20 protein-coding genes and 1 tRNA gene are annotated in these 22657 nt (G+C 38.4%); 4 read left to right on the top strand and 17 right to left on the bottom strand.

Going from position 1 to position 22657, the window contains the following annotated elements:
• Positions 1-26 precede the first annotated feature (26 nt).
• The 4 genes from BQ7352_RS07525 to BQ7352_RS07510 are packed head-to-tail and all read right to left on the bottom strand — an operon-like array spanning position 27 to position 7915.
• Positions 27-4490: a PolC-type DNA polymerase III gene (locus tag BQ7352_RS07525; protein WP_072448307.1), complete on the bottom strand. Its 4464-nt coding sequence runs from the start codon at positions 4488-4490 to the stop codon at positions 27-29.
• Between the two features lie 18 nt (positions 4491-4508).
• Positions 4509-5561 carry a flavodoxin-dependent (E)-4-hydroxy-3-methylbut-2-enyl-diphosphate synthase gene (ispG, locus tag BQ7352_RS07520; protein WP_072448304.1) on the bottom strand — a complete coding sequence of 351 codons (1053 nt, stop codon included), beginning with the start codon at positions 5559-5561 and terminating at the stop codon, positions 4509-4511.
• Between the two features lie 14 nt (positions 5562-5575).
• Positions 5576-6718: a toxic anion resistance protein gene (locus tag BQ7352_RS07515; protein WP_072448302.1), complete on the bottom strand. Its 1143-nt coding sequence runs from the start codon at positions 6716-6718 to the stop codon at positions 5576-5578.
• A gap of 3 nt (positions 6719-6721) precedes the next feature.
• Positions 6722-7915, bottom strand: a complete 1194-nt coding sequence (locus BQ7352_RS07510) for a 5-bromo-4-chloroindolyl phosphate hydrolysis family protein (protein ID WP_072448301.1) — start codon at positions 7913-7915, stop codon at positions 6722-6724.
• 186 nt (positions 7916-8101) lie between these two features.
• On the opposite strand from BQ7352_RS07510, the gene BQ7352_RS07505 reads away from it, so the two are divergent.
• The gene (locus BQ7352_RS07505) at positions 8102-9127 is read left to right on the top strand and encodes a branched-chain amino acid aminotransferase (protein WP_072448299.1); all 1026 of its coding nucleotides are present in this window, start codon (positions 8102-8104) and stop codon (positions 9125-9127) included.
• A 176-nt stretch (positions 9128-9303) separates the two neighbouring features.
• Here the strand turns inward: BQ7352_RS07505 and yaaA are convergent, their stop codons facing one another.
• From yaaA to BQ7352_RS07475, 6 genes are all read right to left on the bottom strand, one after another.
• Positions 9304-10044: a peroxide stress protein YaaA gene (gene yaaA, locus BQ7352_RS07500; protein WP_072448297.1), complete on the bottom strand. Its 741-nt coding sequence runs from the start codon at positions 10042-10044 to the stop codon at positions 9304-9306.
• Positions 10045-10052: 8 nt separating this feature from the next.
• Entirely contained in the window at positions 10053-10505 is a 453-nt protein-coding gene (bcp, locus tag BQ7352_RS07495) for a thioredoxin-dependent thiol peroxidase (protein ID WP_072448295.1), read from the bottom strand.
• A 34-nt stretch (positions 10506-10539) separates the two neighbouring features.
• Complete coding sequence (locus tag BQ7352_RS07490; RefSeq protein WP_003022679.1) at positions 10540-10878, bottom strand: cyclic-di-AMP receptor; 339 nt, start codon at positions 10876-10878, stop codon at positions 10540-10542.
• A gap of 73 nt (positions 10879-10951) precedes the next feature.
• Positions 10952-11374, bottom strand: a complete 423-nt coding sequence (locus BQ7352_RS07485) for a PPC domain-containing DNA-binding protein (protein WP_072448291.1) — start codon at positions 11372-11374, stop codon at positions 10952-10954.
• A 306-nt stretch (positions 11375-11680) separates the two neighbouring features.
• Positions 11681-11753: transfer RNA gene (locus BQ7352_RS07480), tRNA-Gly, on the bottom strand.
• A 90-nt stretch (positions 11754-11843) separates the two neighbouring features.
• Positions 11844-12608 carry a nitroreductase family protein gene (locus tag BQ7352_RS07475; protein ID WP_072448288.1) on the bottom strand — a complete coding sequence of 255 codons (765 nt, stop codon included), beginning with the start codon at positions 12606-12608 and terminating at the stop codon, positions 11844-11846.
• A 166-nt stretch (positions 12609-12774) separates the two neighbouring features.
• On the opposite strand from BQ7352_RS07475, the gene BQ7352_RS07470 reads away from it, so the two are divergent.
• Genes BQ7352_RS07470 through BQ7352_RS07460 form a run of 3 tightly spaced genes read left to right on the top strand, consistent with a single transcriptional unit; the run spans position 12775 to position 14668 of the window.
• Positions 12775-13146, top strand: a complete 372-nt coding sequence (locus tag BQ7352_RS07470) for a GntR family transcriptional regulator (protein ID WP_072448286.1) — start codon at positions 12775-12777, stop codon at positions 13144-13146.
• Positions 13146-13844: an ABC transporter ATP-binding protein gene (locus BQ7352_RS07465; RefSeq protein ID WP_072448285.1), complete on the top strand. Its 699-nt coding sequence runs from the start codon at positions 13146-13148 to the stop codon at positions 13842-13844. Before BQ7352_RS07470 ends, BQ7352_RS07465 begins: the two co-directional genes overlap by 1 nt.
• Positions 13838-14668 (top strand): hypothetical protein, encoded by an 831-nt coding sequence (locus tag BQ7352_RS07460; RefSeq protein WP_072448283.1) that lies wholly within the window; start codon positions 13838-13840, stop codon positions 14666-14668. The genes BQ7352_RS07465 and BQ7352_RS07460 overlap by 7 nt, the downstream gene beginning before the upstream one ends.
• A gap of 194 nt (positions 14669-14862) precedes the next feature.
• Here BQ7352_RS07460 and BQ7352_RS07455 read toward each other — a convergent pair whose 3' ends face one another.
• The 7 genes from BQ7352_RS07455 to BQ7352_RS07425 form a co-directional block, all read right to left on the bottom strand.
• Positions 14863-15606, bottom strand: coding sequence for a peptidoglycan recognition protein family protein (locus tag BQ7352_RS07455; protein WP_072448281.1), 744 nt, complete (start codon positions 15604-15606; stop codon positions 14863-14865).
• A 105-nt stretch (positions 15607-15711) separates the two neighbouring features.
• Positions 15712-17931 (bottom strand): glycoside hydrolase family 2 protein, encoded by a 2220-nt coding sequence (locus BQ7352_RS07450; protein ID WP_072448279.1) that lies wholly within the window; start codon positions 17929-17931, stop codon positions 15712-15714.
• The gene (locus BQ7352_RS07445) at positions 17928-19337 is read right to left on the bottom strand and encodes an MFS transporter (RefSeq protein ID WP_072448277.1); all 1410 of its coding nucleotides are present in this window, start codon (positions 19335-19337) and stop codon (positions 17928-17930) included. The genes BQ7352_RS07450 and BQ7352_RS07445 overlap by 4 nt, the downstream gene beginning before the upstream one ends.
• A gap of 280 nt (positions 19338-19617) precedes the next feature.
• The gene (locus tag BQ7352_RS15230) at positions 19618-19905 is read right to left on the bottom strand and encodes a DapH/DapD/GlmU-related protein (protein WP_330390422.1); all 288 of its coding nucleotides are present in this window, start codon (positions 19903-19905) and stop codon (positions 19618-19620) included.
• Complete coding sequence (locus BQ7352_RS15225) at positions 19874-20071, bottom strand: maltose acetyltransferase domain-containing protein (protein ID WP_072448275.1); 198 nt, start codon at positions 20069-20071, stop codon at positions 19874-19876. The genes BQ7352_RS15230 and BQ7352_RS15225 overlap by 32 nt, the downstream gene beginning before the upstream one ends.
• A 17-nt stretch (positions 20072-20088) precedes the next feature.
• On the bottom strand, positions 20089-21288 hold the full coding sequence (locus BQ7352_RS07430) for a S41 family peptidase (protein ID WP_072448274.1): 1200 nt from the start codon (positions 21286-21288) through the stop codon (positions 20089-20091).
• A 96-nt stretch (positions 21289-21384) separates the two neighbouring features.
• Complete coding sequence (locus BQ7352_RS07425; protein WP_072448272.1) at positions 21385-22641, bottom strand: murein hydrolase activator EnvC family protein; 1257 nt, start codon at positions 22639-22641, stop codon at positions 21385-21387.
• Positions 22642-22657 lie beyond the last annotated feature (16 nt).

The raw sequence follows: 22657 nt of genomic DNA, 5'->3' as shown, positions 1-22657 counted from the left end.
TGTATCCATATTTGTATAAAATAGAATTATTGGTAGTCAAACAACGACATCTGATTAGACTTCGGCAATTTTCCAAACAATCCCAAATCATTCATCAAATCAATGGTAGATGACGTAACCTTTGTTCGATTTCTGAAATCGTCCAGTGACAGGAAGTTTCCTTCCTCTGCCGCTGCTACCACGGCATCGGCTGCCCTGTCTCCCAGTCCTTCTATGGTATCTAAGGCAGGCATCAGTTTTCCGTCTATAATCTGGAACGTATGTGCATTGGCCTTATAAATATCAATGGGAACAAAGTCAAAGCCTCTTGCATACATCTCCTGAACAATTCGCATATCTTTGTAAGTATCCTGCTCTTTTTTGCTCAAGGTATCTTTTCGCTTTTCATAGTCATCCATAAAATATTCCAGTTTATCTTTTCCCTGACACATCAACTCATAAGAAAACGCCGTTGCACGAATACTGAAATATGCTGCATAATACGCCAGCGGATGAAAAATTTTACAATAGGCAATTCGCCAACCCATCATAACATACGCTGCCGCATGGGCCTTCGGGAACATATATTTGATCTTTTTACAGGACTCAATATACCAGTCGGGAACATCATGTTTTTTCATTTCTTCAATCCATTCCGGCTTTAATCCCTTACCTTTTCGCACACTTTCCATAATGGTAAATGCCTGTCCATGCTCCAGACCTTTATTAATCAGATAAATCATAATATCGTCTCGGGTACAGATACAGGTAGTGATAGTTGCTGTTCCTGATTTAATCAAATCCTGTGCATTTCCCAGCCACACGTCTGTTCCGTGAGACAGACCGGAAATACGAACCAAGTCAGAAAAAGAAGTGGGATTGGCGTCAATTAACATCTGCATGGCAAAATCTGTACCAAACTCAGGAATACCAAGGCAGCCCAAAGGACAGCCGCGAATATCATCCGGTGTAATTCCCAGCGCATCTGTATTTTTAAACAAGGACATAACCTCTTTAGAGTCCAGCGGAATTTCTCTGGCGTTGATACCGGTAAGGTCTTCCAGCATACGAATCATGGTAGGATCATCGTGCCCCAGAATATCCAGTTTCAAAAGGTTGGAGTCAATGGAGTGATAATCAAAATGCGTAGTAATAATATCGCTGTTCATATCATTTGCCGGGTGCTGAACCGGCGTAAATTCCTCAATATCCCATCCGATAGGAAGTACAATAATTCCTCCCGGATGCTGTCCTGTGGTACGTCTTACCCCTGTACAGCCCTGCACAATTCTGTTAATTTCGCAATATCTCTTTCTCTGTCCACGTTCCTCATAGTAATTCTTGACATAACCAAAAGCTGTTTTTTCTGCCAGCGTACCGATTGTTCCTGCCTTAAATGTCTGCCCTGCACCGAAGATAACCTCAACGTAACGGTGCGCTTTTCCCTGATAATCACCGGAAAAGTTCAAGTCAATATCAGGCTCTTTATCCCCTTTAAATCCAAGGAATGTTTCAAAAGGAATGTCAAATCCTTCTTTGACCAGAGGCTCTCCACATACGGGACACTTCTTATCTGGCATATCACATCCTGCCCTTCCGGAATATGCCCGTACCTCCTCTGAGTCGAAATCTGCGTAGTGACATTTTGCACAATAGTAGTGGGGACTTAGAGGATTTACCTCTGTAATTCCCGACATGGTAGCCGCAAAGGAAGAACCAACAGAACCACGGGAACCTACTAAATATCCGTCACTGTTACTCTTCCAAACCAGCTTCTGGGCAATCATATACATAACGGCATACCCATTGGAAATAATGGAATTCAGCTCTCTTTCCAAGCGTGCTTCTACCATTTCCGGCAGGTTTTCTCCATAGATTTCATGGGCTTTACTGTAACAGATTTCCCTTAACATGGCATCGGAGTTTTCAATAACAGGAGGACATTTTCCCTTGTGAATAGGCGATATTTTCTCTACCATATCTGCGATTTTATTTGGATTGGTAATGACGATTTCCTCTGCTTTTTCCCTTCCCAGATAAGAAAATTCCTTTAGCATTTCCTCAGTTGTACGAAGGTATAAAGGCGCTTGGTCGTCTGCATCATCAAAGCCTTTTCCTGCCATAATAATCCTTCGATACACCTCATCCTCCGGGTCTAAAAAATGCACATCACAGGTTCCCACAACCGGCTTATTAAATGCCTCACCCAGCTTTACAATCTTCTTATTGATTTCCTGCAAGTCCTCCCATGAGGTAATATCCGAACGGTCTTCATTCTTTAACATAAAAGCATTATTGCCAAGAGGCTGGATTTCCAGATAATCATAAAAATTCACCAGACGGGAAATTTCCTGTTCCGGTCTTCCATTTAAAACAGCCTGATAAAGCTCTCCTGCTTCGCAGGCAGAACCAATAAGAAGTCCCTCCTGATATTTCAAAAACAGGCTCTTGGGAATACGGGGACGTCTGTGATAATAAATCAAATGAGAGTCTGAAATCAAATGGTATAGATTTACTCTTCCCACATCATTTTTTGCCAGAATAATGGCATGATAAGTAGGCATTTTCTGTATGGAATGAACAGAAACTGTTCCCTTTTCATTCAGCTCATCCAGATTGAAAATATCCCTTTCTGCACACATTTCAATAAATTTCACAAAAATATCGGCTGTACAGGAAGCATCATCCACTGCTCTGTGGTGATGTTCCAGTGAAACTCCTACTGCTTTTGCCACTGTATCCAGTTTAAAACGGTTAAGCTGCGGAAGAAGAAATCTTGCCATCCCCACAGTATCAACCACCGTATCTTCTCGCTCAATACCTAAATCCTCATAATTCTTCCTGATAAAACTCATATCAAACTCTGCATTATGGGCTACCATAACACATCCCTCACAGAACTTTTCAAATTTGGGCAAAATAACATCGATAGTAGGCGCATCTGCCACCATATTGTCATTAATACTGGTCAGTTCCTCAATCCGGAATGGTATGGGAATTTGCGGATTTACAAATTCTGAAAAACGCTCTGTAATTCTTCCGTTTTCCACCTTTACCGCACCGATTTCAATAATCTTATCTTTTAAAGCGGAAAATCCTGTTGTTTCTATGTCAAATACCACATAAGGCGCATGTAAACTCTGCCCTTTACTGTTCTGCACAATCCCTTTTAAATCATCTACAAGGTAAGCCTCTACACCGTAAATCACTTTAAAATCCGCTTCTGGCGGCACGACACCACCCCATGCATCAAAACAGTGATTTGCCTCAGGAAACGCCTGCACAACCCCATGGTCTGTAATGGCAATAGCTTTATGTCCCCACTCATAAGCACGTTTAATGAGAGCTTTTGCATCAGATACTCCATCCATATCGCTCATTTTGGTATGGCAGTGAAGTTCCACGCGTTTCTCCGGATAATTATCAGAACGGCTGTTTTCAAAACTGGCAATTTTCTTAATTCCCACCACAGAACCTATGGTAAGTTCACTGTCGTATCGGTCAATGGTAGTAATACCTTTCAGCTTTACAAATGCCTTTTCCTTAACGCCTTCTGTAATCTCCTCCACCTGGTCATTTCTGGCAAACATCTTTACGGTAATAGAGTCTGTAAAATCTGTAATGGAAAAAATAATAATCGTCTTTTCGTTTCGAATTTCTCTCTTTTCCAGAGACATAATCTTCCCTCTGACGCAGACCTCTCCCATTTCTGTCTGCACGTTTTCCAATGGAATTACTTCATCATCAAAGTCCCTTCCATACAGTACGTCAGGATTGTCGGAGCGTTTTACACTGCGTTTAAAGTCAGAAAATCCACGTTTTGCAGGAGCTTCTTTCTTCTCTATTTTCGTCTTTTCTTTTTCCTTTTGTTTTGCAGGAGCTTTCTTCGGCTCTTCTTTTACTTCCTCAACCTCTTCTTTTTCTTTTCCGAGAGAGGACATTTCTACAATATGAGCTGCTTCCTGTGCAATACGAATATCACTGTTTTTACGGAATTTACTTTCCTTTATTTCTTCATATTCTGTCTCTACTTTTAAAGAAAACTCACATCTTTCACAAAAGATTTTTTCTATATATTGTACCAGTTCATCTTCTTTACTCTTTGCCAGCACTGTGGATTGTAAAAGTATATGCATAGTATCTGTCTGTGGAAACGTAATTACAGCATTCCGGAACATATTAAAGACCAGAATGCTGTAATTTTTAAGCTCCAGAGCCATAGAAGATTGATACGCCTCAAAAAATAACTGAGGGGTATACTGGCTGGAAAGTGTAAACTTTTCCAGCACTTTTACCTCCATGCTCACCCCCGGAAAGCACTGTTGTGAAATAGCTCTTTCCAGTGTATAAATATACTTTTTATGTATCCATTGGCGGCTTCGGATATAAATTCGGATATGATCCTTCTGTGGATTTACGGCGACTTTCGTAACTGCTACTTCCCTTAAAAGTGCACCAAGTTCTTCTCCTACTTCCAGATTTCGAAACACATCTAGAAATTCTTTCTCCATGAAACAATGCCTCCATACTTATTTCCAGTTTGCAAGTTCTTCCCGAAGAACTGACAACAGTTCTGCCTCAGGAACTTTTTTTACAATTTCACCTTTTTTAATCAGAAGACCTTCCCCTTTGCCTCCGGCAATACCGATATCTGCTTCTTTTGCTTCTCCCGGACCATTCACTACACAGCCCATAACAGCAACTTTGATATCCAGAGGAAACTCCTGTACCATAGTCTCCACCTGATTTGCCAGTCCGATTAAATCAATCTTCGTTCTTCCGCAGGTTGGACAGGACACTACTTCAATTCCACCTTTTCTGAGGTTTAAAGTCTTTAAAATTCTCTTTGCTGATTTGATTTCCTCTACCGGGTCACCGGTTAAGGACACACGAATGGTATCGCCAATTCCCTGATATAAGATAATCCCCAATCCTACTGCTGATTTAATATTTCCGGAATATAAAGTCCCTGCCTCCGTAATGCCTACATGCAGAGGATAATTGGTCTGCTCTGCCAGTAATTCATGTGCCTTTACACACATCATTACGTCAGAAGATTTAATGCTGATTACAAGATTATCATAGCCTAAATCTTCAATAATTTTCACTTTATCAAGAGCGCTTTCCACCAGACCTTCAGCTGTCACTCCATGGTATTTTTCCACCAGTTCTTTCTCTAAAGAACCACTGTTTACACCTACACGAATGGGAATATTTCTCTCTTTCGCAACGTCTACCACTGCTTTTATTTTCTCAATGCTGCCAATGTTACCCGGATTAATACGGATTTTATCCGCTCCGTTTTCCATGGCAGCAATGGCCATTTTATAATCAAAATGGATGTCTGCCACCAGCGGAATATGAATTCTTTTTTTAATCTCTTTTAAAGCCTCTGCTGCCTCTAAGGTAGGCACAGTACATCTGACAATCTCACATCCTGCTGCTTCTAACGCCAGTATCTGCTCCACAGTTGCTTCAACATCTTCTGTCCTTGTATTGGTCATGGACTGTATTAAAATGGGATTTCCCCCACCGATTTTTCTATCTCCAATCTGCACAACCCTTGTATGCTCACGATACATAAATCCACCTCCAATTAGTGATTAATCTGCAAAAGTTTCTGTTTCAGTTCACCTTCCAGACGATACATCTCCGCCTCTGCAGCACGTCTCTTTTCTCTGCCTTCCCGCTGAATATTCATAACCTCATCAAAGGTACTGATAAGAGACTCGTTGGTTTTCTGTAACGTCTCAATATCCACAATTCCTCTTTCAGACTCTTTCGCTGCTTCGACAGTAGCCATTTTTAAAGTCTGTGCATTCTTTTGTAAAAGAGCATTTGTCATATCTGTTACTTCTCGCTGTGCCTTTGCAGCTTCTGTGGAATGCGCTACTCCAAGAGCAATCACCATCTGGCTCTTCCAAAGAGGAATGGTATTGACAATGGTAGACTGGATTTTTTCCGCCATTAAAGTATCATTTCCCTGTACCAGACGGATTTGTGGCGCTGTTTGTACTGCAATCATACGTGTCAGCTCCAAATCATGGATTTTCTTTTCAAAACGCTCACACAATGAGTCCAAATCTTTTGCAGCCTGCGCGTCTTCCGGAAGACCTGTTGCCTGCGCTTTGCTCATAAGCTGAGGCAGCTCTGTTGCGCGAATTTCTTCCAGTTTCTTCTTTCCCGCTAAAATATACATAGACAGCTCTTTAAAATAATTCAGATTTAATGCATACATTTTATCCATAATTGCTGCATCCTTCATCAGCTGTATCTGATGTTTTTCCAATGTTTCCACAATTTTATTTACATTTGCCTCTGCCTTGGTATATTTATTTTTCATAGCTTCCAGCTTGTTCGCGCCTTTTTTGAAAAAGCCCATAATTCCTTTACGCTCTTCTTCTGCATCGAAATTTTTTAATTCTGTCACTACATCTTCCAGTAAATCGCCTACTTCGCCCAAATCCTTAGTGCGTACTTTATCAAGGGCATCTTCTGAGAAATCTGCCATTTTCTTCTGTGTTCCTGCTCCATATTGTAAAATTGCCGCAGAATTTCTAATGTCAATCTGGCGGGCAAAATCATCAACAATCTTTCTTTCTTCCTCAGATAAAATGCTGTCATCCATCTCTGATTTTGCCGGCTCTTCTTTCTTAACCTCTGCCACAGGAGCCTGTTCCTGTAAAGGTTCAAATGTAAGTGTAGGTGTTACTGTAAAATCCTTTAATTCATCACTCATAACTTATTTTTCCTTTCCCTGAAAATCATTTTTCTCTGTAAGTCCCTCCTGGGCAAACATCGTCTTTAAAACAGATATATCTGATGACACATCCCATGCAGTTTCTTTATAAAAGCTGTCCAGCAGATTTTCAAAAGCAACGTTAATCGTATCTAATGTATTTTCGATTTCCAATTTTGCAGTTTTAATATTTTCTCCCTGCATGTCCTGCTTATCTAATTCCTCATAAGCATTCAAAAGTTTCATTGTAGTCGGAAGATAATAATCCATAAACTTATGTAAATCATTAATAAGCTCCGGATGGTTTTCTACTCTCTGGAAAATTCTTCGGATTACATTTTCCAGATGGTACATTTTGTTGGAAATCTCCACTCCCGGAATAGCATCATTACTTCTTCTGATTTCTTCGATATAACGATTGCCTTCCTCAATTACTTTTTTTACATCCTCAGAAAGCTGTGTTTTCGGTTTTCTTGCTTCTTCTGCTTTTCTTTCCTCCATGTTTCGTTCAGTCTCTATATACTGCTCATAAGCATCGTCTGTCGCCATAAAACACACACCGTTTTTATCTAAATGCCCTTCTAAAAACATTCTTTTCTCAATCATTTTCTTTAAATCTTTGCGTACAAATTTTTCTGATTTTCTTACACTTTTCGCCAAATCTTTTACATTGGCATAAGGTTTTCCATTTAAGGTCTTTACATAAGAACGAAATCTCTTGATTTTCTTTCGCAATCGGTTTCCGCAAATCCCCATAATTGCGCTAAGTCCCATAGCTGGCAGGAAAATCATCATTACTGTGCCAATCTTAGAAGCAATACTTCCTATAAAAAGAGATAAAATCCCTAAAATTCCTGCTGTTACACCAAACATAATGGTAAGGGCAATTCCCAATGTAGTAAAAAGAAGTCCCAATGCCTTTGCCCCGTTTGTATTGACGAATAATGCAAATTCCTCTCTGGCCTCTTTCATTCGTGCTTTTTGTGAAGGACTTCGATATCCTCCAAAAGGTCTGTAACTGCAGTTATTACTGTAAGCATTCCCTGCTCTTTTCATACTCTGCGCTACATTTCCCAGGGCGCTATCCAGTGTTGCTCCTAAATCTCTGTTTAATGCACTGAAATCCCCACTGTTGATTGCATGCTGCACAATATCTTTTACATCTCTCCCCAGATTATTCCAATCATTCACCGGCATGTCGTTCACTCCTATTCTAACAATCCAATTTACCAACCTGTGATTACTGTTTCCTTAAATTATATATGAAAGATTATAAAAAAGCAACGGAACTTCTCTTGCAATTCACACGTTAAAGTTTTATAATGTTAAAAAATTACACAAAAGCTGTTTTCGCTCAGCTATGCAGCAGAATGGAGGATGAAAATGGATAAAAAGAATATTGACTGGAAAAATCTTGGATTTGGTTATATGCAGACAGACTACCGCTACGTATCCAATTTCAAAGAGGGAAAATGGGATGAAGGCTATCTGACAACAGATGCCACTGTAGTCATTAATGAATGTGCAGGTGTGCTGCAATACGCACAGACTGTCTTTGAAGGATTGAAAGCATACACTACAAAAGATGGAAAAATTGTAACTTTCCGTCCCGATTTAAATGCACAGCGTATGGTAGACTCTGCAAAGCGACTGGAAATGCCCATATTTCCTGTAGAAAAATTTCTTGACGCAGTAACAAAGACGGTAAAAGCCAACGCTGCCTTTGTTCCTCCTTATGGCTCCGGTGCTTCTCTGTATATCCGTCCATATATGTTTGGAACAAATCCCGTTATCGGTGTAAAGCCTGCTGATGAATATCAGTTCCGTGTTTTTACCACACCGGTAGGTCCATATTTTAAAGGCGGTATAAAACCGTTAACATTAAGAATTAGCGATTTCGACAGAGCTGCTCCATGTGGAACAGGACATATTAAAGCAGGACTGAACTATGCCATGAGTATGCACGCCATCGTAGATGCACATAATGAAGGCTATGATGAAAATCTGTATTTAGATGCTGCCACAAGAACAAAAGTAGAAGAAACAGGAGGTGCTAATTTTATCTTTATCACTAAGGATAAAAAAGTTGTAACCCCAAAATCCAACAGTATTCTTCCTTCTATCACACGCCGTTCTCTCCTTCAGGTTGCAAAAGATTATCTGGGACTGGAAGCGGAAGAAAGAGAAGTTTACCTGGATGAGCTGCAGGACTTTGCAGAGTGCGGTCTTTGTGGAACTGCCGCTGTAATCTCTCCGGTAGGTAAAATCGTAGACCACGGAAAAGAAATTTGTTTCCCAAGCGGCATGGACTCCATGGGCGAAGTAACAAAACAGTTATACGATACCCTTACAGGAATTCAGATGGGAACTATTGAAGCCCCAAAAGACTGGATTTACGTAATTGAATAGTATCCTTTTATATTACACAAAACAGGACTATTACATTAAGTAGCGTTTCGGAATATTTATCTATTTTTAGTGAATTTGTTGAGCACGCTTTGAGATTACAAGCTCAAAGTGAGCGCAAACTGAACGTAAAATAGATAAATATTCTCGATATGCACTTGATGCAATAGCCCTGTTTTTCATATTGTAAATACAATTTTATTTGCATCGGAAAACTCTTCCGCATACTGCAGTCCCATAGCGTGGAACTCTTTTATTTTCTCTATATCTTCTATCTGGTTTTCTGCCATATAACGAACCATTTCACCTCTTGCCATTTTTGAAAAAATCCCCTTCTGTTTCACTTTTCCATTATGGATTTCTCCGAATTCAATGGTAATAAAGCGGTCTTTAGGTAAAATATATTTAGAAATGCTTTGAGAATATTCTTTAGATGCCAGATTAATAATTATTCCATCTTCATCTGTTACAGACTGATACAATTTATCTCCCCAGAATTCATACAAATCTCTGCACCCTTCTATCTCCATCTTGGTTCCCATTTCCAAACGATAAGGTGTCACTCCGTCAAAAGGCTTTAATACCCCGTAAAATCCTGATAAAATACACAAATGCTCCTGAATGTATTGTAGCTCTTTCACTGTAAAAACCTGTGGCGCTATGTGCTGGTACTGCAGTCCTTCATAGGACAGAATTGCCGGTGTAAGACCTGTTTTCAAATTCATATCACGGAAACGCTCTGCATTTAATCTTGCAATTTTGTCATTGCATTTCCACAATGTTTTCTGTTCCTCGTAAGTATATCCTCTGATTTCCTCGCATAATCTTTCTGCCTCCGGTAAAAATTGGGGTAAACCTTTTACCGACAGACAGTCTGTATCTACATTCATTTTCTTCGCCGGTGAAATAATAATCTTCATAAATATCCCTATAATTCCTCTAACATCTGTGCGGGATTATCTGCTGCTTTTACTTTTCCGAAAGCTTTTACGATTATTCCCTGTTCGTCAATCAAATATGTGGTACGAACCACACCCATAGTCTTCTTTCCGTAATTATTTTTCTCTTTCCACACATCATAAGCCTGAATACAGGATAATTCCGTATCAGACAGTAATGTAAAAGGAAGCTCATATTTTTCCTCAAATTTTTTGTGTGATGCCACGCTGTCCTTGCTGACACCTAAAACCACAACATCTTTTTCTAAAAACTGAGGGTATAGCTGTGCAAAACCACATGCCTGCTTCGTACATCCGGCAGTATTATCCCTTGGATAAAAATATAAAACTACTTTTTTCCCTTTATATTCTTCCAAACTATGCATTTCTCCATTCTGATCCGGCAATGAAAAATCCGGTGCTTTGCTTCCGATCTCTAACATATTTTTTCACTCTCCTATGCCCTATCAGGTTTCTCTATAATTTAATAAATTGTTCTACATTTACAATAAATACCGTTGCACCGCCTACTTCAATGGTTACCGGCGGAGCTGCATATCCCATAACAGGACCTTTTGTGCCGGCAGAATAAGCAGGGTTCATCATGACTTCCTGACGTCTGGAACATTCTTCTTTAATAATCTGAAGTACCGTATCTACCTGTTCATCCTCTGTACCAATCATCAATGTTGCATTTCCTTTACGTAAAAATCCACCTGTACTGGAAAGCTTTGTCACACTGATTTTCTCTTTATTTAATCGCTCTATTACAAATCCCTCATCTTCTTTTCGTACAATCGCAAAAATCATTTTCATAAAGCAATTACCTCCTTAACATTGAGTCCTTTTATGCACATATTGTACCACAGTTTTAAAAATATTTCCACATTTACTGAAATTGAAACAGATTTAATCCTACTTCTTCTTCAAATCGTCTGTCTACTCTTCCGTCAATTAACGTAATAATCATTTCACACGTTGCACTGATAATAGCCCTGTTTAAATGACCTCCGAACACCTGTCCTTTTTCATTTCCTGCGCTCATATGAAGATGGCAGTAAAATTCATCATTCATGGTGTTAATGGTTCCTGTTAAAGAAACAATTTCGAAACTTCCTTTAAATTCATTTGCATGATATTCTTTCGCTTCCGTGTCAAAAACACCTACAGTAAATTCCCTGACAGCTCCCAGTGCGCTGATGTCTGCCAATTTAATCTTTTCTTTTTCTGCTACCTCACGGACTTTTTCCAAAATTTCCTCACCCTTGTCCATTCTTACAATAATTTTATTTTGAAATTTTCTGTATTCCATAAGCACAACCTCCTGTTTTTGTTATTGATGATTATACCATTCACAAGGTTATCCGTCATGCTCTTTTTCTGTTTTCCCCTTGTACTTCTGTATGGGCTGTCTTATACTAAGTTTAAGACAAGGAGGTATCTCTCAAATCTCATGGACTCTTTGAAAATAGATGCTGAACAGGCTATGCTTCTGCTTAAAACACCAAAAGATGAACAAGAAAAATATGCTTCTATGTTAAAGAAAATCTGACAGAAAAAATGCAGGACACTTCCTAAGAAATGTCCTGCGTTTTCTTATTTTTTAAGAAATAAAAAAAGCGCGAGACGGGACTCGAACCCGCGGCCTCGACCTTGGCAAGGTCGCGCTCCACCAACTGAGCCACTCGCGCATATCGTGTTGAAATATCTCTCAAGCACGAAGTATAATATACTATATGTTTCCATATCTGTCAATACTTTTTTTAATTTTTTTATTTTTCTCAGGTACGTAAAATTGCACTAAGCACATACTGATTATTTGGAAAGTTTTTATGCGTAATATCTTCTAGACGGATTAAATCCACATCCAACCAAAGTTCCTCCGCTACCACCATTAAATGAGAAAACATCACGCCGAAATTCATCTCCTCATATTTTCCCAGATGGTTCAAATTATGTTTCTTTGCAAACACATGGATACGATTATCATACACTACAAACCGCCATGGCTGGCTGTTATAACTGGAAGGTGCAAGCCGCGCCGCTTCCAAAAGCTGCTTCATCCATTGTCTCGGCACTTCCTTATATACACAAAGTTCTTTCAAATCCATGCGTTTTGCATCCACCGGCTTTCTTGTATAACTGCCTTTGCTTTTTCCAAATGCCATCGTAATCATGAATTTTAAATCACCCTTGTGAGGATTTCCCAGTTTAGGTTTTACATTTCCTAAAAAACAGGTTCCCAGACCTTTTGTACACAAGAATAAAGCAAGCTGTTCCATAATATATCCTGCATTCATCTGAGCCAAATCTTTCTCCTCTGAATAAAATACAATATAATATGGTGCTTTTACTCCTAAAAAGTGCATCCTTTTATTTTGTCCCTTTGTATTATCAATAATAGAAATCTCTGTACGAATACCTGGGTTTAACCCTTCAATTTGTAAATAAAACTCCTGTATCTCTTGTAATATCTCAGGAGATATGGGTTCCATTTCATAACTTCGTACGGATTTTCTTAAAAAAATTGCTTCATATAAATTCATATTCTCACCCTTAATCTCTATGTAACAATATTGTAACATATAAATTTTGAAATGCAATAATTTTTTTCTAAAATTTCTGTTGACAAATTCTTACAATCTTTGTATTATTGTACTAATCAAATAATACAGTAGTACAATTTACTGCTTTTACAGGAGGTGTTGACAGATGTCTTGGAACTTAAATCCTGAGTATCCTATTTATACTCAGATTATGGAACACATCACTTCTGATATTATATCAGGAAATTATGCTCCCGGTTCAAAGCTTCCCTCTGTTCGTGAATTGGCTCAAACTGCCGGTGTTAATCCCAATACCATGCAAAAAGCCCTTTCCGAACTGGAACATACAGGACTTTTATACAGTCAGAGAACCAGTGGCCGATTTATTACGGAGGATTTGTCTATGATTGAACAGGTTAAAACACAAATTGCATCCCAGCAGGTGAAAGAGTTTCTTCAAAAAATGGAACATCTGGGTTACAGTAAGCAAACCATTATCCAGCTTATTGAAAAAATTCAGGTTAAGGAGGAAGAATGATGAACCCTATTTTAGAATGTCGAAATCTTACAAAATGTTATGACAATAAAATTGCTCTGAATAAAATAAATCTTTCCTTAGAACGAGGAAAAATCATCGGACTTTTAGGTCCCAACGGAAGTGGAAAAACCACACTGATTAAGTTGTTAAACGGACTTCTTGTTCCTACAGAAGGTTCTATTTTCGTAGATGGACATACACCCGGAATAGAGACAAAAAAGATTGTTTCCTATCTTCCTGAGCGTACCTACCTCTCCATGCATATGCGAGTTTCTGAAATTATTAACTATTTTGCTGATTTTTACAGTGACTTTGACAGAAGCCGCGCTTACGATATGTTAAAGCATCTAAACATCAATCCAATGGACCGTTTACGCACAATGTCAAAGGGAACAAAAGAAAAAATCCAACTTATTCTGGTTATGAGCCGCAGAGCGAGCCTGTATTGTCTGGACGAACCAATCGCCGGAGTCGACCCTGCTGCCAGAGATTATATTCTTTCTACTATACTGAATAATTATGATGAAAACGCAAGCATTATTATTTCTACACATTTAATTTCAGATGTGGAAAATATTTTAGATGACGTAGTATTTATACAAAATGGTCAGATACGCCTTTCTGACAGTGTAGATAACATTCGTTTTAATCAGGGAAAATCCGTAGACTCTTTATTTAGGGAGGTATTCAAATGTTAAAAAAATTATATAAATACGACTTAAAATCGGTTTCCTTGCTGCTGGTGATTTTACATGCTGTACTGCTTGTCTATAGTCTGGTGGGACGCATAGGATTTTCTCTCCTAAAAGGCGGCGAGACTCTCCAAACTTTTGAAGTTTCAAATCTTTGGGGTATTGCAATTAGTTTCTATTTTCTGGGCTACGCATTATTTATTTTTGCCATCATCATTGGAACCGTGGTATATTTGGGAATTCGTATTCAGAAAAATCTTTTTTCTGATGAAGGCTATTTGACGCATACTCTGCCAGTTACACCAACTCAGCTTCTCTGGTCAAAAGTTTTTGTCATCTGGACATGGAGTATTATTGATTTTATTTGTGTTGTGCTCTCTGTATTACTTTTAATTTCCTACAAAGAGACTCTACCCATACTTTTAGAAAATACTTCTACTGTTTTTCAAATTTTATCCGGAAGCTTTGGAGTCACAGACCAGTTAGCAAAAATTGTTGCTGTTTTAGATGGCATAATACAACATTTTGGATTTTATCCTTTGCTCCTTCTGTTTTCTATGTGTCTGGGAAACCTGTTTAAAAGCCATAAAGTTTTGGGAACCATCCTCTCTTTCTTTGGTTTGAATATTATACTGGGCTTGCTCAATACCATGATAACTCTTATTATCCCCGGATTAAGCCCATTTATGCAGGCAAATCTCACACAGGACAATCTCTCTGTTTACAGTGGCAGACTGATGATTTTCACCCTTGTATGGAATATTCTCTTTTCCGTCATCTTCTTTATGGGAAGCCGATATATTCTTACAAAAAAATTAAATCTGGACTAAACAAAATATTTATACCTCTATACTGGTAAAAAGGGAACTGTGGCTGTCACTTTAAAACATTATTCCCATATATTTATGCATTCTTAGCGAATTTGTCGAGCACACTTTAAGATTGTAAGCTCAAAGTGAGCGCAGACTGAGCGTAGAATGTATAAATATCGGGAATATGCACTTATCGTGAAAGCTTCAGTTCCCTATTTTTCGCTTTCTTTTACTTCTTTTTCTACTTCTTTTATCTGTGTTTTTACATCTTTTTTAAACTTCTCCCATTGCTTTGGGTTTTCCACATAATATTTCGGACATATCTTTCCTGTCACATCATAATGGCGAATTACATCTTCTTCTGTAAGATTAAATCGATAACAAAGCCATCCTGTCAAGCGAACAAGGGAGAGATAAGTCGCATCGGTAAACTCTCCGGTCTCATCTATATGACAGCACTCAATGGACAGTGTGTCATCATTTCTGGAGTTTGAAGCATAAGCTACCTCTGTACTTGGAATACACTGAACGATTTTCCCATCAATCCCCACAACAAAATGACTGCTGACTTTTGTCTCATGGCTTTCCTTTAATCCGTCAAAATAGTCTCTGTTGTTCTTTGCCGTACTTCCCGGATTTGCTGTATAATGCACGACAATGCCCTTTATTTTTTCTAAAGGTGTCCCAGGTCTGGAATATTCATTTGGTTCTATTAAATCTACGTCAAAAGGCGGCGCTCCTACAAACGACTCATTTCTGGCTTTTAAAAGCCTGCGTTCTTCTATTTTGCTTTTCACTTTATCTGCAAGGAAAAAGAGCAGCAGAACCGTAAGAATAGAAAGCAAAAACAAGAAAATTCTCCGCCTGCGCTGTTTTATTCTCTTTTTTCTGCGCTGCTGCCTTCTGCTTTCAAAATCTAAAGCTTCCTCATCTTTTTTCTTTTTCTGTAATATCATCTTATGTACACTCCTGACTAAAACACTCTTCTCAAGCTGCTACTTTTTCATTGTGTACATACTTTTTTCATATGTCAAGTAATTCTTCCCATAATTTAGTTTTATTTAATTTTCTTTCTTAATTTGATTTAATCTGCTATTAAACTCTAATAACTCTTCTTTTGTCATTTTTCCACCAATAGCTCCCATGGTGTTAATCATTCTAAGCATAGTAAAGCCTCCCAGCATCTGCATCATTCCTTGCTGTTCCACTTTTTTATTTAGAATTTTTTCTAAAATATGATTAAGTAATTCTTTTCCCTGTGAAGATTTTAAAATTTCCGAAACTTTGTCATTTAAGGAATAATATCCCTTAATTTCTGTAATATCAAACCAGTTTAACACTGCTCCCTTTTCTTTTAAACGATATTCCTCATGAAACTTCTCTGTCTTTCGAATAAAACTTTGATCTTTACAAGCTCCTGCTTTTGCAGTAATAACCGTTTCGCCCTTATTCGGAACAGTAAAATAAAAGAAATGTTCATCACTTACTTGTTTTTGATATTCCTGTCCGTTTAAATACAGGGTTACCTCCGGAAAATTAGAATATACTGTTATCTTAGTCTTCTCTTCCGTTCTATTTACATAACGTTTTCCACAAACATGCACAAAAGGTTCATTAGAAAGCCATGCCTTATATGCATAAAAAGCATCCTTCTTATATTTCCTGTCAAAGGTAACCAGACCTTTATGATTTTGTCCGTTTTCTCCTCCCTCATTTCTGGCATCCGCTCCAAAATCAAACATATTCCAGACATGCGTTGCCCAAAGATATGGCCTTGTAAATAGCTGTTTAATCAATTCCTCATGGTAATATGCCTGATATTCCTCTGTATAATCTCCCTGTTGCGGTTCTGAAGTATGCCAGTTTAACGCCTCACAGCCGTACTCGCTGACGCCAATAGGAATTTGAGGAAATTCTCTGTGAAAGTTATCCAGCCATGGGCCATTCATGGATACATCTCCTCCATACCATCCAAAATAATGATTATAAGAAACCACATCTGGAATTTGAATATAAGGATGATGAATATCGCACATGGATACCACTGCCATAGTAGTCAGCCTTGTGCTGTCCATTTCATGACACAAATCATTTAAAATTTCATGATTTTTCAACAATTCTTTTTCATCTGCATCCTGCATGGTAATTTCGTTAGAAAGTCCCCAGACAACAATACTGGGATGATGATAATTCTGTATAATAAGTTCTTTCATCTGAGAAATAGTATTTTCTTTTCCATTTGGTAAATGTGCAGATATATAAGGAATTTCAGCCCATACAACCATTCCTCTCTCATCACATAAATCATAAAAATACCGGTCGTGCTGATAATGTGCCAGACGTATGGTTGTTGCCCCCAGTTCACAGATTAAATCCATATCTTCTTTGTGATGTTTTGGCAACAGGGCATTTCCAATCCCCCATCTGTCCTGATGTCTTGATACTCCTCTTAATGGATAGCTTTCCCCATTTAATAAAAATCCTTTTTCCGGATGAATTTCAAAAGTACGACATCCAAATCTGGTATACACATTATCCAAAACTTCACCATTCTCTATCAATTCAACCTCCGCATAATAAAGATACGGGTCTTTTCGTCCATTCCAGCGATGAACATTTTCTATTTTTAATTGAATTTTCCGGTCTTTTACAGAGCAGGTTTTTTGTGCCACAATCTGTCCTTTTCTGTCACGAATTTTATATACAAGATTTTGTCCTTCTCTTTTTCCTGTAACCCATGTCTCTATGGTAATCTCTGCATCTTCTCCCTGCAGAACAGGTGTTACCTGAATACCCTCTCCGCCACAATATTCCAAATCAAAATGAGAGGCCGAAACTGCTATAATATTTACATCTCGATACAGCCCGCCATAAAAGGTAAAGTCCGCCTGCTGGGGATATACCCAATCATTTTTGCTGTTATCTACGGTAATCACTAAAAGACTTTCTTCTTTTAATGCATTGGTAATATCCACACGCCAGGCAGAATATCCTCCGTCATGATGTGCCAGTTTTTCTCCGTCTATATATACCTTTGCAGAAGAGTTTGCTCCCAGAATTTCCAGAAAATATTTATCTGCCTGTGGGAGTTCTGCTTTCTTAATCATCTTCGCATAATACCCTGTTCCACGATAATAATCATTGTTTCCATCCTGCCCATCTATGTTATTCCATGTATGTGGCAAATGTACCCAGCACCATCTCTCCGGCATTTCTTCTGGAATTTCATCTGTATCTTTGGTAAATGCCCATTTTTCATTGATACTGATTGCCTGTCTCATCTTGCACTCTCCTGTTCTCTTTTTTGTTTTAACGCTGCTATATTTTCTTCTACCTGTTTTTTATTCAATGGATAGAGGAAGAGCAGGCTAATAGCAACTCCCAGATAAAGAATTCCCGGAAGCAACGTTGCAATATTATAAATCCCATCCAGAACTTCCTGACTCTGTACGGTCTTACCTGAGTCAAACCCAATTATCCCCAAAGCATAACCTCCTAAACCTCCTGCAAATGCCTGTCCAATCTTTCGCGCAAAAGAATAGGTTGCATAAATAGTTCCATCTTCTCTCTTACCTGTCCGTACTTCCTGATCGTCAATAACATCTGTAATAAACGCCCATAAAATCAAATTAAAAATACCAAATCCCAAAAACCCCAGAACATTAATTCCTATATAAAGTGCCGCTGATTTTGTATGAAGAAAAAAGAGAAAAAAACAGGAAACAGCACCGCACAGACAGCCAAAAATTCCGATTTCTTTTTTCCCGAATTTTTTAGACATGGGTACTGCAAAAGGTGCCAAAACTAAGGATGGCAAAACACCTGCCAATGTCATAATGGAAAGAGCTTCTTTATTCTTAAAATAGTCAATAAAAAGATACTGATTAATAGACTGTGTCATTATCTGCGCTACCAGCAAAAATAATGCAGCAAGAATAATCCCCAAAAGAGCCCTGTTAGAAAGCAGACTTTTTACTGTATTTAGAAATCCTGTATCTTCCTTCATTTCCTGCCTTTCTATTTTTACACGTTCCGTAGTCATCGAATAGCACAACAGATAGCAAATAATCGCAGCAACAGAAAAAGCACCTGCAACTATGGTAAAACGTTCCTCATTTACCACCTGATTTCCTGCAGCGTCTGTTGTATATACCAACAAAGGCGCACCCACCCCTACAATCAGCTGAGCCAGTACTGCGCCTACACTTCGAAAGGTTGAAAGAGAAGCTCTGTCATCTGCATCAGGACTCAGTACAGATGCCATAGAGCCATAGGGAATGTTAATTGCCGTATAAAAAATACTGCCCCATAAAATATAAGTCACAAACATATAGGCAATTTTCAATCCTTGGGGTGCATCTTTCATCCCTCCCTGATACATTAAAAAACTGGCAAGCGCCACAGGACCACACATTCTCAAAATCCACGGACGAAATCTTCCGTCTTTTGAAGGTTTGCTTCGGTCTACAATTCTTCCCATCGTAATGTCTGTAAAAGCATCTACGCACCGCGCAACCAGAAACAAAGTTCCCACCATACCCGCGCTAATCCCCAACACTTTTGTATAAAACACCATTAAGAATACACTGGCAAAAAGGAAAGTAAAGTCATTTCCAAAATCACCAAACATATAGCCGATTTTGTCCTTTATTCCAAACGTATTCTTTTCTGTTTCAATTCGTCCCATTATTCTGCTCCTTATTTTATTTGGTATCTTAAAGTCAAAAGATACCTGACGAATTGTTTCGTGCTTCGCACTCTCACAATTCTGCCCCAAATTCGAATATCGTGTGACTTACGTCTCACTTTTATTCTCATTTAGGGGCAGGTCAGAAAGGAATAAAACCACTTTTGTGCCAGCACAACATGGTTTATACCCTTCTGACCTTGGTATCTTAAAAATAATATAGCCTGAATTTACAAGTTTCATACATTGTAAATTCAGGCTATATTGTTTTTAAAATTTTCTATTCCATATCAATTTTTAAATCTTTATAAAAGTATTCGTTATCTCTTTCTCCGATTTCTCTCAGTACTCTGCATGGATTTCCCACAGCTACTACATTCGCCGGAATATCTTTTGTGACAATACTTCCTGCTCCGATAACAGAATTTTCTCCAATGGTGACACCGGGAAGAACAATCGCTCCGGCTCCAATCCAAACATTATCGCCAATATGAACAGGACGATTAAACTGTATACCTCTGCGTCTTAAATCCGGCCTAACGGGATGTGCCGCAGTGGCAATGGTCACATTTGGCAAACATTGCCTTCATCAGTTTTTCCCTTTTTTCTACTTCACTGGAAGGAAGTTCATTAAATTCCTTCAAAGCGTCCAGATAAGGAAATTGCTCTGCCATAATTTCCTCATCTGCAGGATCATATAAAATTCCTTTTTCCATACGTTCTCTCTCTGTCATTGTTTTTCTCCCCTGCATTATTTTTCCATTTCTTTTACCAGTTCCACTGCTTTCTGCAGCTGGCTGTCTTCCTCATATGTCAGAACTGTCTTTTTTTGTAATTCTTCTGATAATTCTACTTCTACATCCGGCTCAATTCCTGTACCATGAATACATCTTCCGTTTGGTGTATAGTATTTTGCTGTAGTTGTTTTTACTGCACTTCCATCTGTAAGAGGAATTAAACTCTGCACAATTCCTTTCCCAAAACTTGTAGTTCCCACAATTGTTCCCACGCCATAATCCTGTATTGCCCCTGCAAAAATTTCCGATGCACTGGCGCTGTTTCCATTTATCAGGACTGCCAAAGGAATATCCAGCTTACTTTCATCATCAGAATGAACTTCCTGACGTTTTCCATCTTTATCCTCTGTGTATACAATCAGCCCTTCCGGTAATATATCATCTAAAATATCGCATACAGATGTTAACAGCCCTCCCGGATTATTTCTTACATCTACTATGAGACGTTCCATTCCCTGATTTTTCAAATCCTCAAGTGCTTCTAAATACTGGCTTTCTGTCTGTTCTGTAAATTCATATAATGAAATATATCCCACATTATCTTCCAGCATTTCATGCTCTACTACAGGAATGTTTACTTCTTCCAAAGGAACATCAAATTCCAGATAGTCACTCTCTCCTTCTCTTGCGATTGTCAGATGTGCAACTTCTCCTTCTGATGTTTTTACTTTCTCTACTACCTCTGAAAGCTCCATACCTGTAATATCTTCATTATTCACCTTTATAAGAATATCATCCGGCAAAAGTCCTGCCTTTGCTCCCGGTGCATCTTCGTAGCATCTTACCAGTTTTACCATACCGGTATCCATCTGCATCTGCATAACTACTCCGATACCTTTATATAATCCGCTGGTTTCTGTATTTAATTCCTCATATTCTTGCTTCGTATAATATGCAGAATAAGGATCTCCAAGACTTGCCATCATTCCCTTATACATACCGGTTTCCATAAGGTCTTTATCAATTTCACCGGTAAATTCATCATCAATGATTTCTTCCAGCACCTTTGCTTTTTCCACAAAGTCTTTATTTACAGCATCATCTTCTCTGCCTTTTTCCTCTGTATAATCATAAATTTTTAAACCTGCACCACCTACAAGAAGTGTCAGTACAATTCCCAAAAGAAATCCCTTCATAAATTTTTTTCGTTCCATTTTCTTACTCCTTAAATATTATTCTCAAAAAAGATTACACAACAGCACAATCTCCTATGAAATAGAGAAAGAGGACTGCATAACAGCCCCCTTATCTTAAAAATAATTCATAGGATTAACATATACTCCATTTTTCATAATACCAAAATGAAGATGCGGTCCTGTTGAATATCCTGTAGAACCTACTGCCGCAATCTGCTGACCGGCACTTACCTTCTGTCCGGCTTTCACATAAAGCGCAGATGCGTGCATATAAACTGTATGGAAACCATTTCCATGATCAATGGTAACATAGTTTCCTGCCGACTCAGAATATGTAGAAACTGTTACAGTACCTGATGCAGCAGCCACAATAGAAGAACCACTGCCAGCCCCAATATCAATTCCTTTATGATTACTGGATGCACCCGCCGTAGGTGAATTCCTGTCTCCAAAAGGACTTGTTACATTATGAGAAGCTGGACACGGCCATGTAAATTGTGCAGAACCACTACTGTCTGACTGACCGCTGTCCGGTTTTGTTTCCGGCTTTGTTTCTGGCTGTGACTGTTCTGTCTTATTCTGATTGGAATTTGTACTTTCACCTGAAGAGGAAGAAGAACTGCCCTGGCCTGCTGTATTTTGTACCTCTTCTTTTAACTGTTTCAAAATCTCATTTTGAATAGCTAACTCTCCTTCAAGATCAGACTGTGCCATAACCGCAGCATCAATTCCGGCTTCAAACTGACTGATTTCTGCCTGCTTTTTACTGATAGAAGTTTCAATATTACTCTTTTCTTCTTCAGCCGATTGTTTATAACTTTCTAAATCTGATTTTTCTTTTTTTAAATCTTTTTCCAGATTTTCAATTTTCTTACAGGTTTTCTTATACTCTTCTAATTGCTTTCTGTCATAAGAAGTAAGCTGTCGAAAATTTTCTGTTCTGCTTAACGCCTCTGCAAAATCGTCTGCACCCAGAATAACAGAAATCATAGAAATATTTCCTGCCTCATAAAGATATTGTATTCTCTTTTTCATATCTTCATACTGGATTGCTTCTTTTTCTTTTGCCTTTTCTAACTCTTCACTGTTTTTTTCAATTTCGGAATTTTTTTCTTCAATCTGTTTTGTTAAAGACTCCAGATTTTCCTGTGCTTTGGCATGTTTTTCATCTAATTTCTTAATCGCAGACAGCACATCATTTTTTTGCTGCTGCAAAGAGCTTACCTGCTGTTCTTTATCTGCTATCTGACTTTCTAATTCTGCTTTTTTCTTATTTACTTCTGTTTCATTTGCCGCAAATACAGAAAGTACATTAGAAACTGTCAGACAGCCTGCTAATAATATGGCAGTTTTTCTATTTTTTATCTTCATGCGTCCCTCCCACTTT

The sequence above is a fragment of the Blautia sp. Marseille-P3201T genome (assembly GCF_900120295.1).
GTDB lineage: Bacteria > Bacillota > Clostridia > Lachnospirales > Lachnospiraceae > Blautia.
This window is presented reverse-complemented; position numbering and strand designations above follow the sequence as displayed.

Bases quoted from the DNA above. Each gene is read 5' to 3' on its own strand.
- BQ7352_RS07525 (WP_072448307.1), bottom strand. From the start codon at position 4,490: ATGGAGAAAGAATTTCTAGATGTGTTTCGAAATCTGGAAGTAGGAGAA.
- ispG (WP_072448304.1), bottom strand. From the start codon at position 5,561: ATGTATCGTGAGCATACAAGGGTTGTGCAGATTGGAGATAGAAAAATC.
- BQ7352_RS07515 (WP_072448302.1), bottom strand. From the start codon at position 6,718: ATGAGTGATGAATTAAAGGATTTTACAGTAACACCTACACTTACATTT.
- BQ7352_RS07510 (WP_072448301.1), bottom strand. From the start codon at position 7,915: ATGCCGGTGAATGATTGGAATAATCTGGGGAGAGATGTAAAAGATATT.
- BQ7352_RS07505 (WP_072448299.1), top strand. From the start codon at position 8,102: ATGGATAAAAAGAATATTGACTGGAAAAATCTTGGATTTGGTTATATG.
- yaaA (WP_072448297.1), bottom strand. From the start codon at position 10,044: ATGAAGATTATTATTTCACCGGCGAAGAAAATGAATGTAGATACAGAC.
- bcp (WP_072448295.1), bottom strand. From the start codon at position 10,505: ATGTTAGAGATCGGAAGCAAAGCACCGGATTTTTCATTGCCGGATCAG.
- BQ7352_RS07490 (WP_003022679.1), bottom strand. From the start codon at position 10,878: ATGAAAATGATTTTTGCGATTGTACGAAAAGAAGATGAGGGATTTGTA.
- BQ7352_RS07485 (WP_072448291.1), bottom strand. From the start codon at position 11,374: ATGGAATACAGAAAATTTCAAAATAAAATTATTGTAAGAATGGACAAG.
- BQ7352_RS07475 (WP_072448288.1), bottom strand. From the start codon at position 12,608: ATGAATTTATATGAAGCAATTTTTTTAAGAAAATCCGTACGAAGTTAT.
- BQ7352_RS07470 (WP_072448286.1), top strand. From the start codon at position 12,775: ATGTCTTGGAACTTAAATCCTGAGTATCCTATTTATACTCAGATTATG.
- BQ7352_RS07465 (WP_072448285.1), top strand. From the start codon at position 13,146: ATGAACCCTATTTTAGAATGTCGAAATCTTACAAAATGTTATGACAAT.
- BQ7352_RS07460 (WP_072448283.1), top strand. From the start codon at position 13,838: ATGTTAAAAAAATTATATAAATACGACTTAAAATCGGTTTCCTTGCTG.
- BQ7352_RS07455 (WP_072448281.1), bottom strand. From the start codon at position 15,606: ATGATATTACAGAAAAAGAAAAAAGATGAGGAAGCTTTAGATTTTGAA.
- BQ7352_RS07450 (WP_072448279.1), bottom strand. From the start codon at position 17,931: ATGAGACAGGCAATCAGTATCAATGAAAAATGGGCATTTACCAAAGAT.
- BQ7352_RS07445 (WP_072448277.1), bottom strand. From the start codon at position 19,337: ATGGGACGAATTGAAACAGAAAAGAATACGTTTGGAATAAAGGACAAA.
- BQ7352_RS15225 (WP_072448275.1), bottom strand. From the start codon at position 20,071: ATGACAGAGAGAGAACGTATGGAAAAAGGAATTTTATATGATCCTGCA.
- BQ7352_RS07430 (WP_072448274.1), bottom strand. From the start codon at position 21,288: ATGGAACGAAAAAAATTTATGAAGGGATTTCTTTTGGGAATTGTACTG.
- BQ7352_RS07425 (WP_072448272.1), bottom strand. From the start codon at position 22,641: ATGAAGATAAAAAATAGAAAAACTGCCATATTATTAGCAGGCTGTCTG.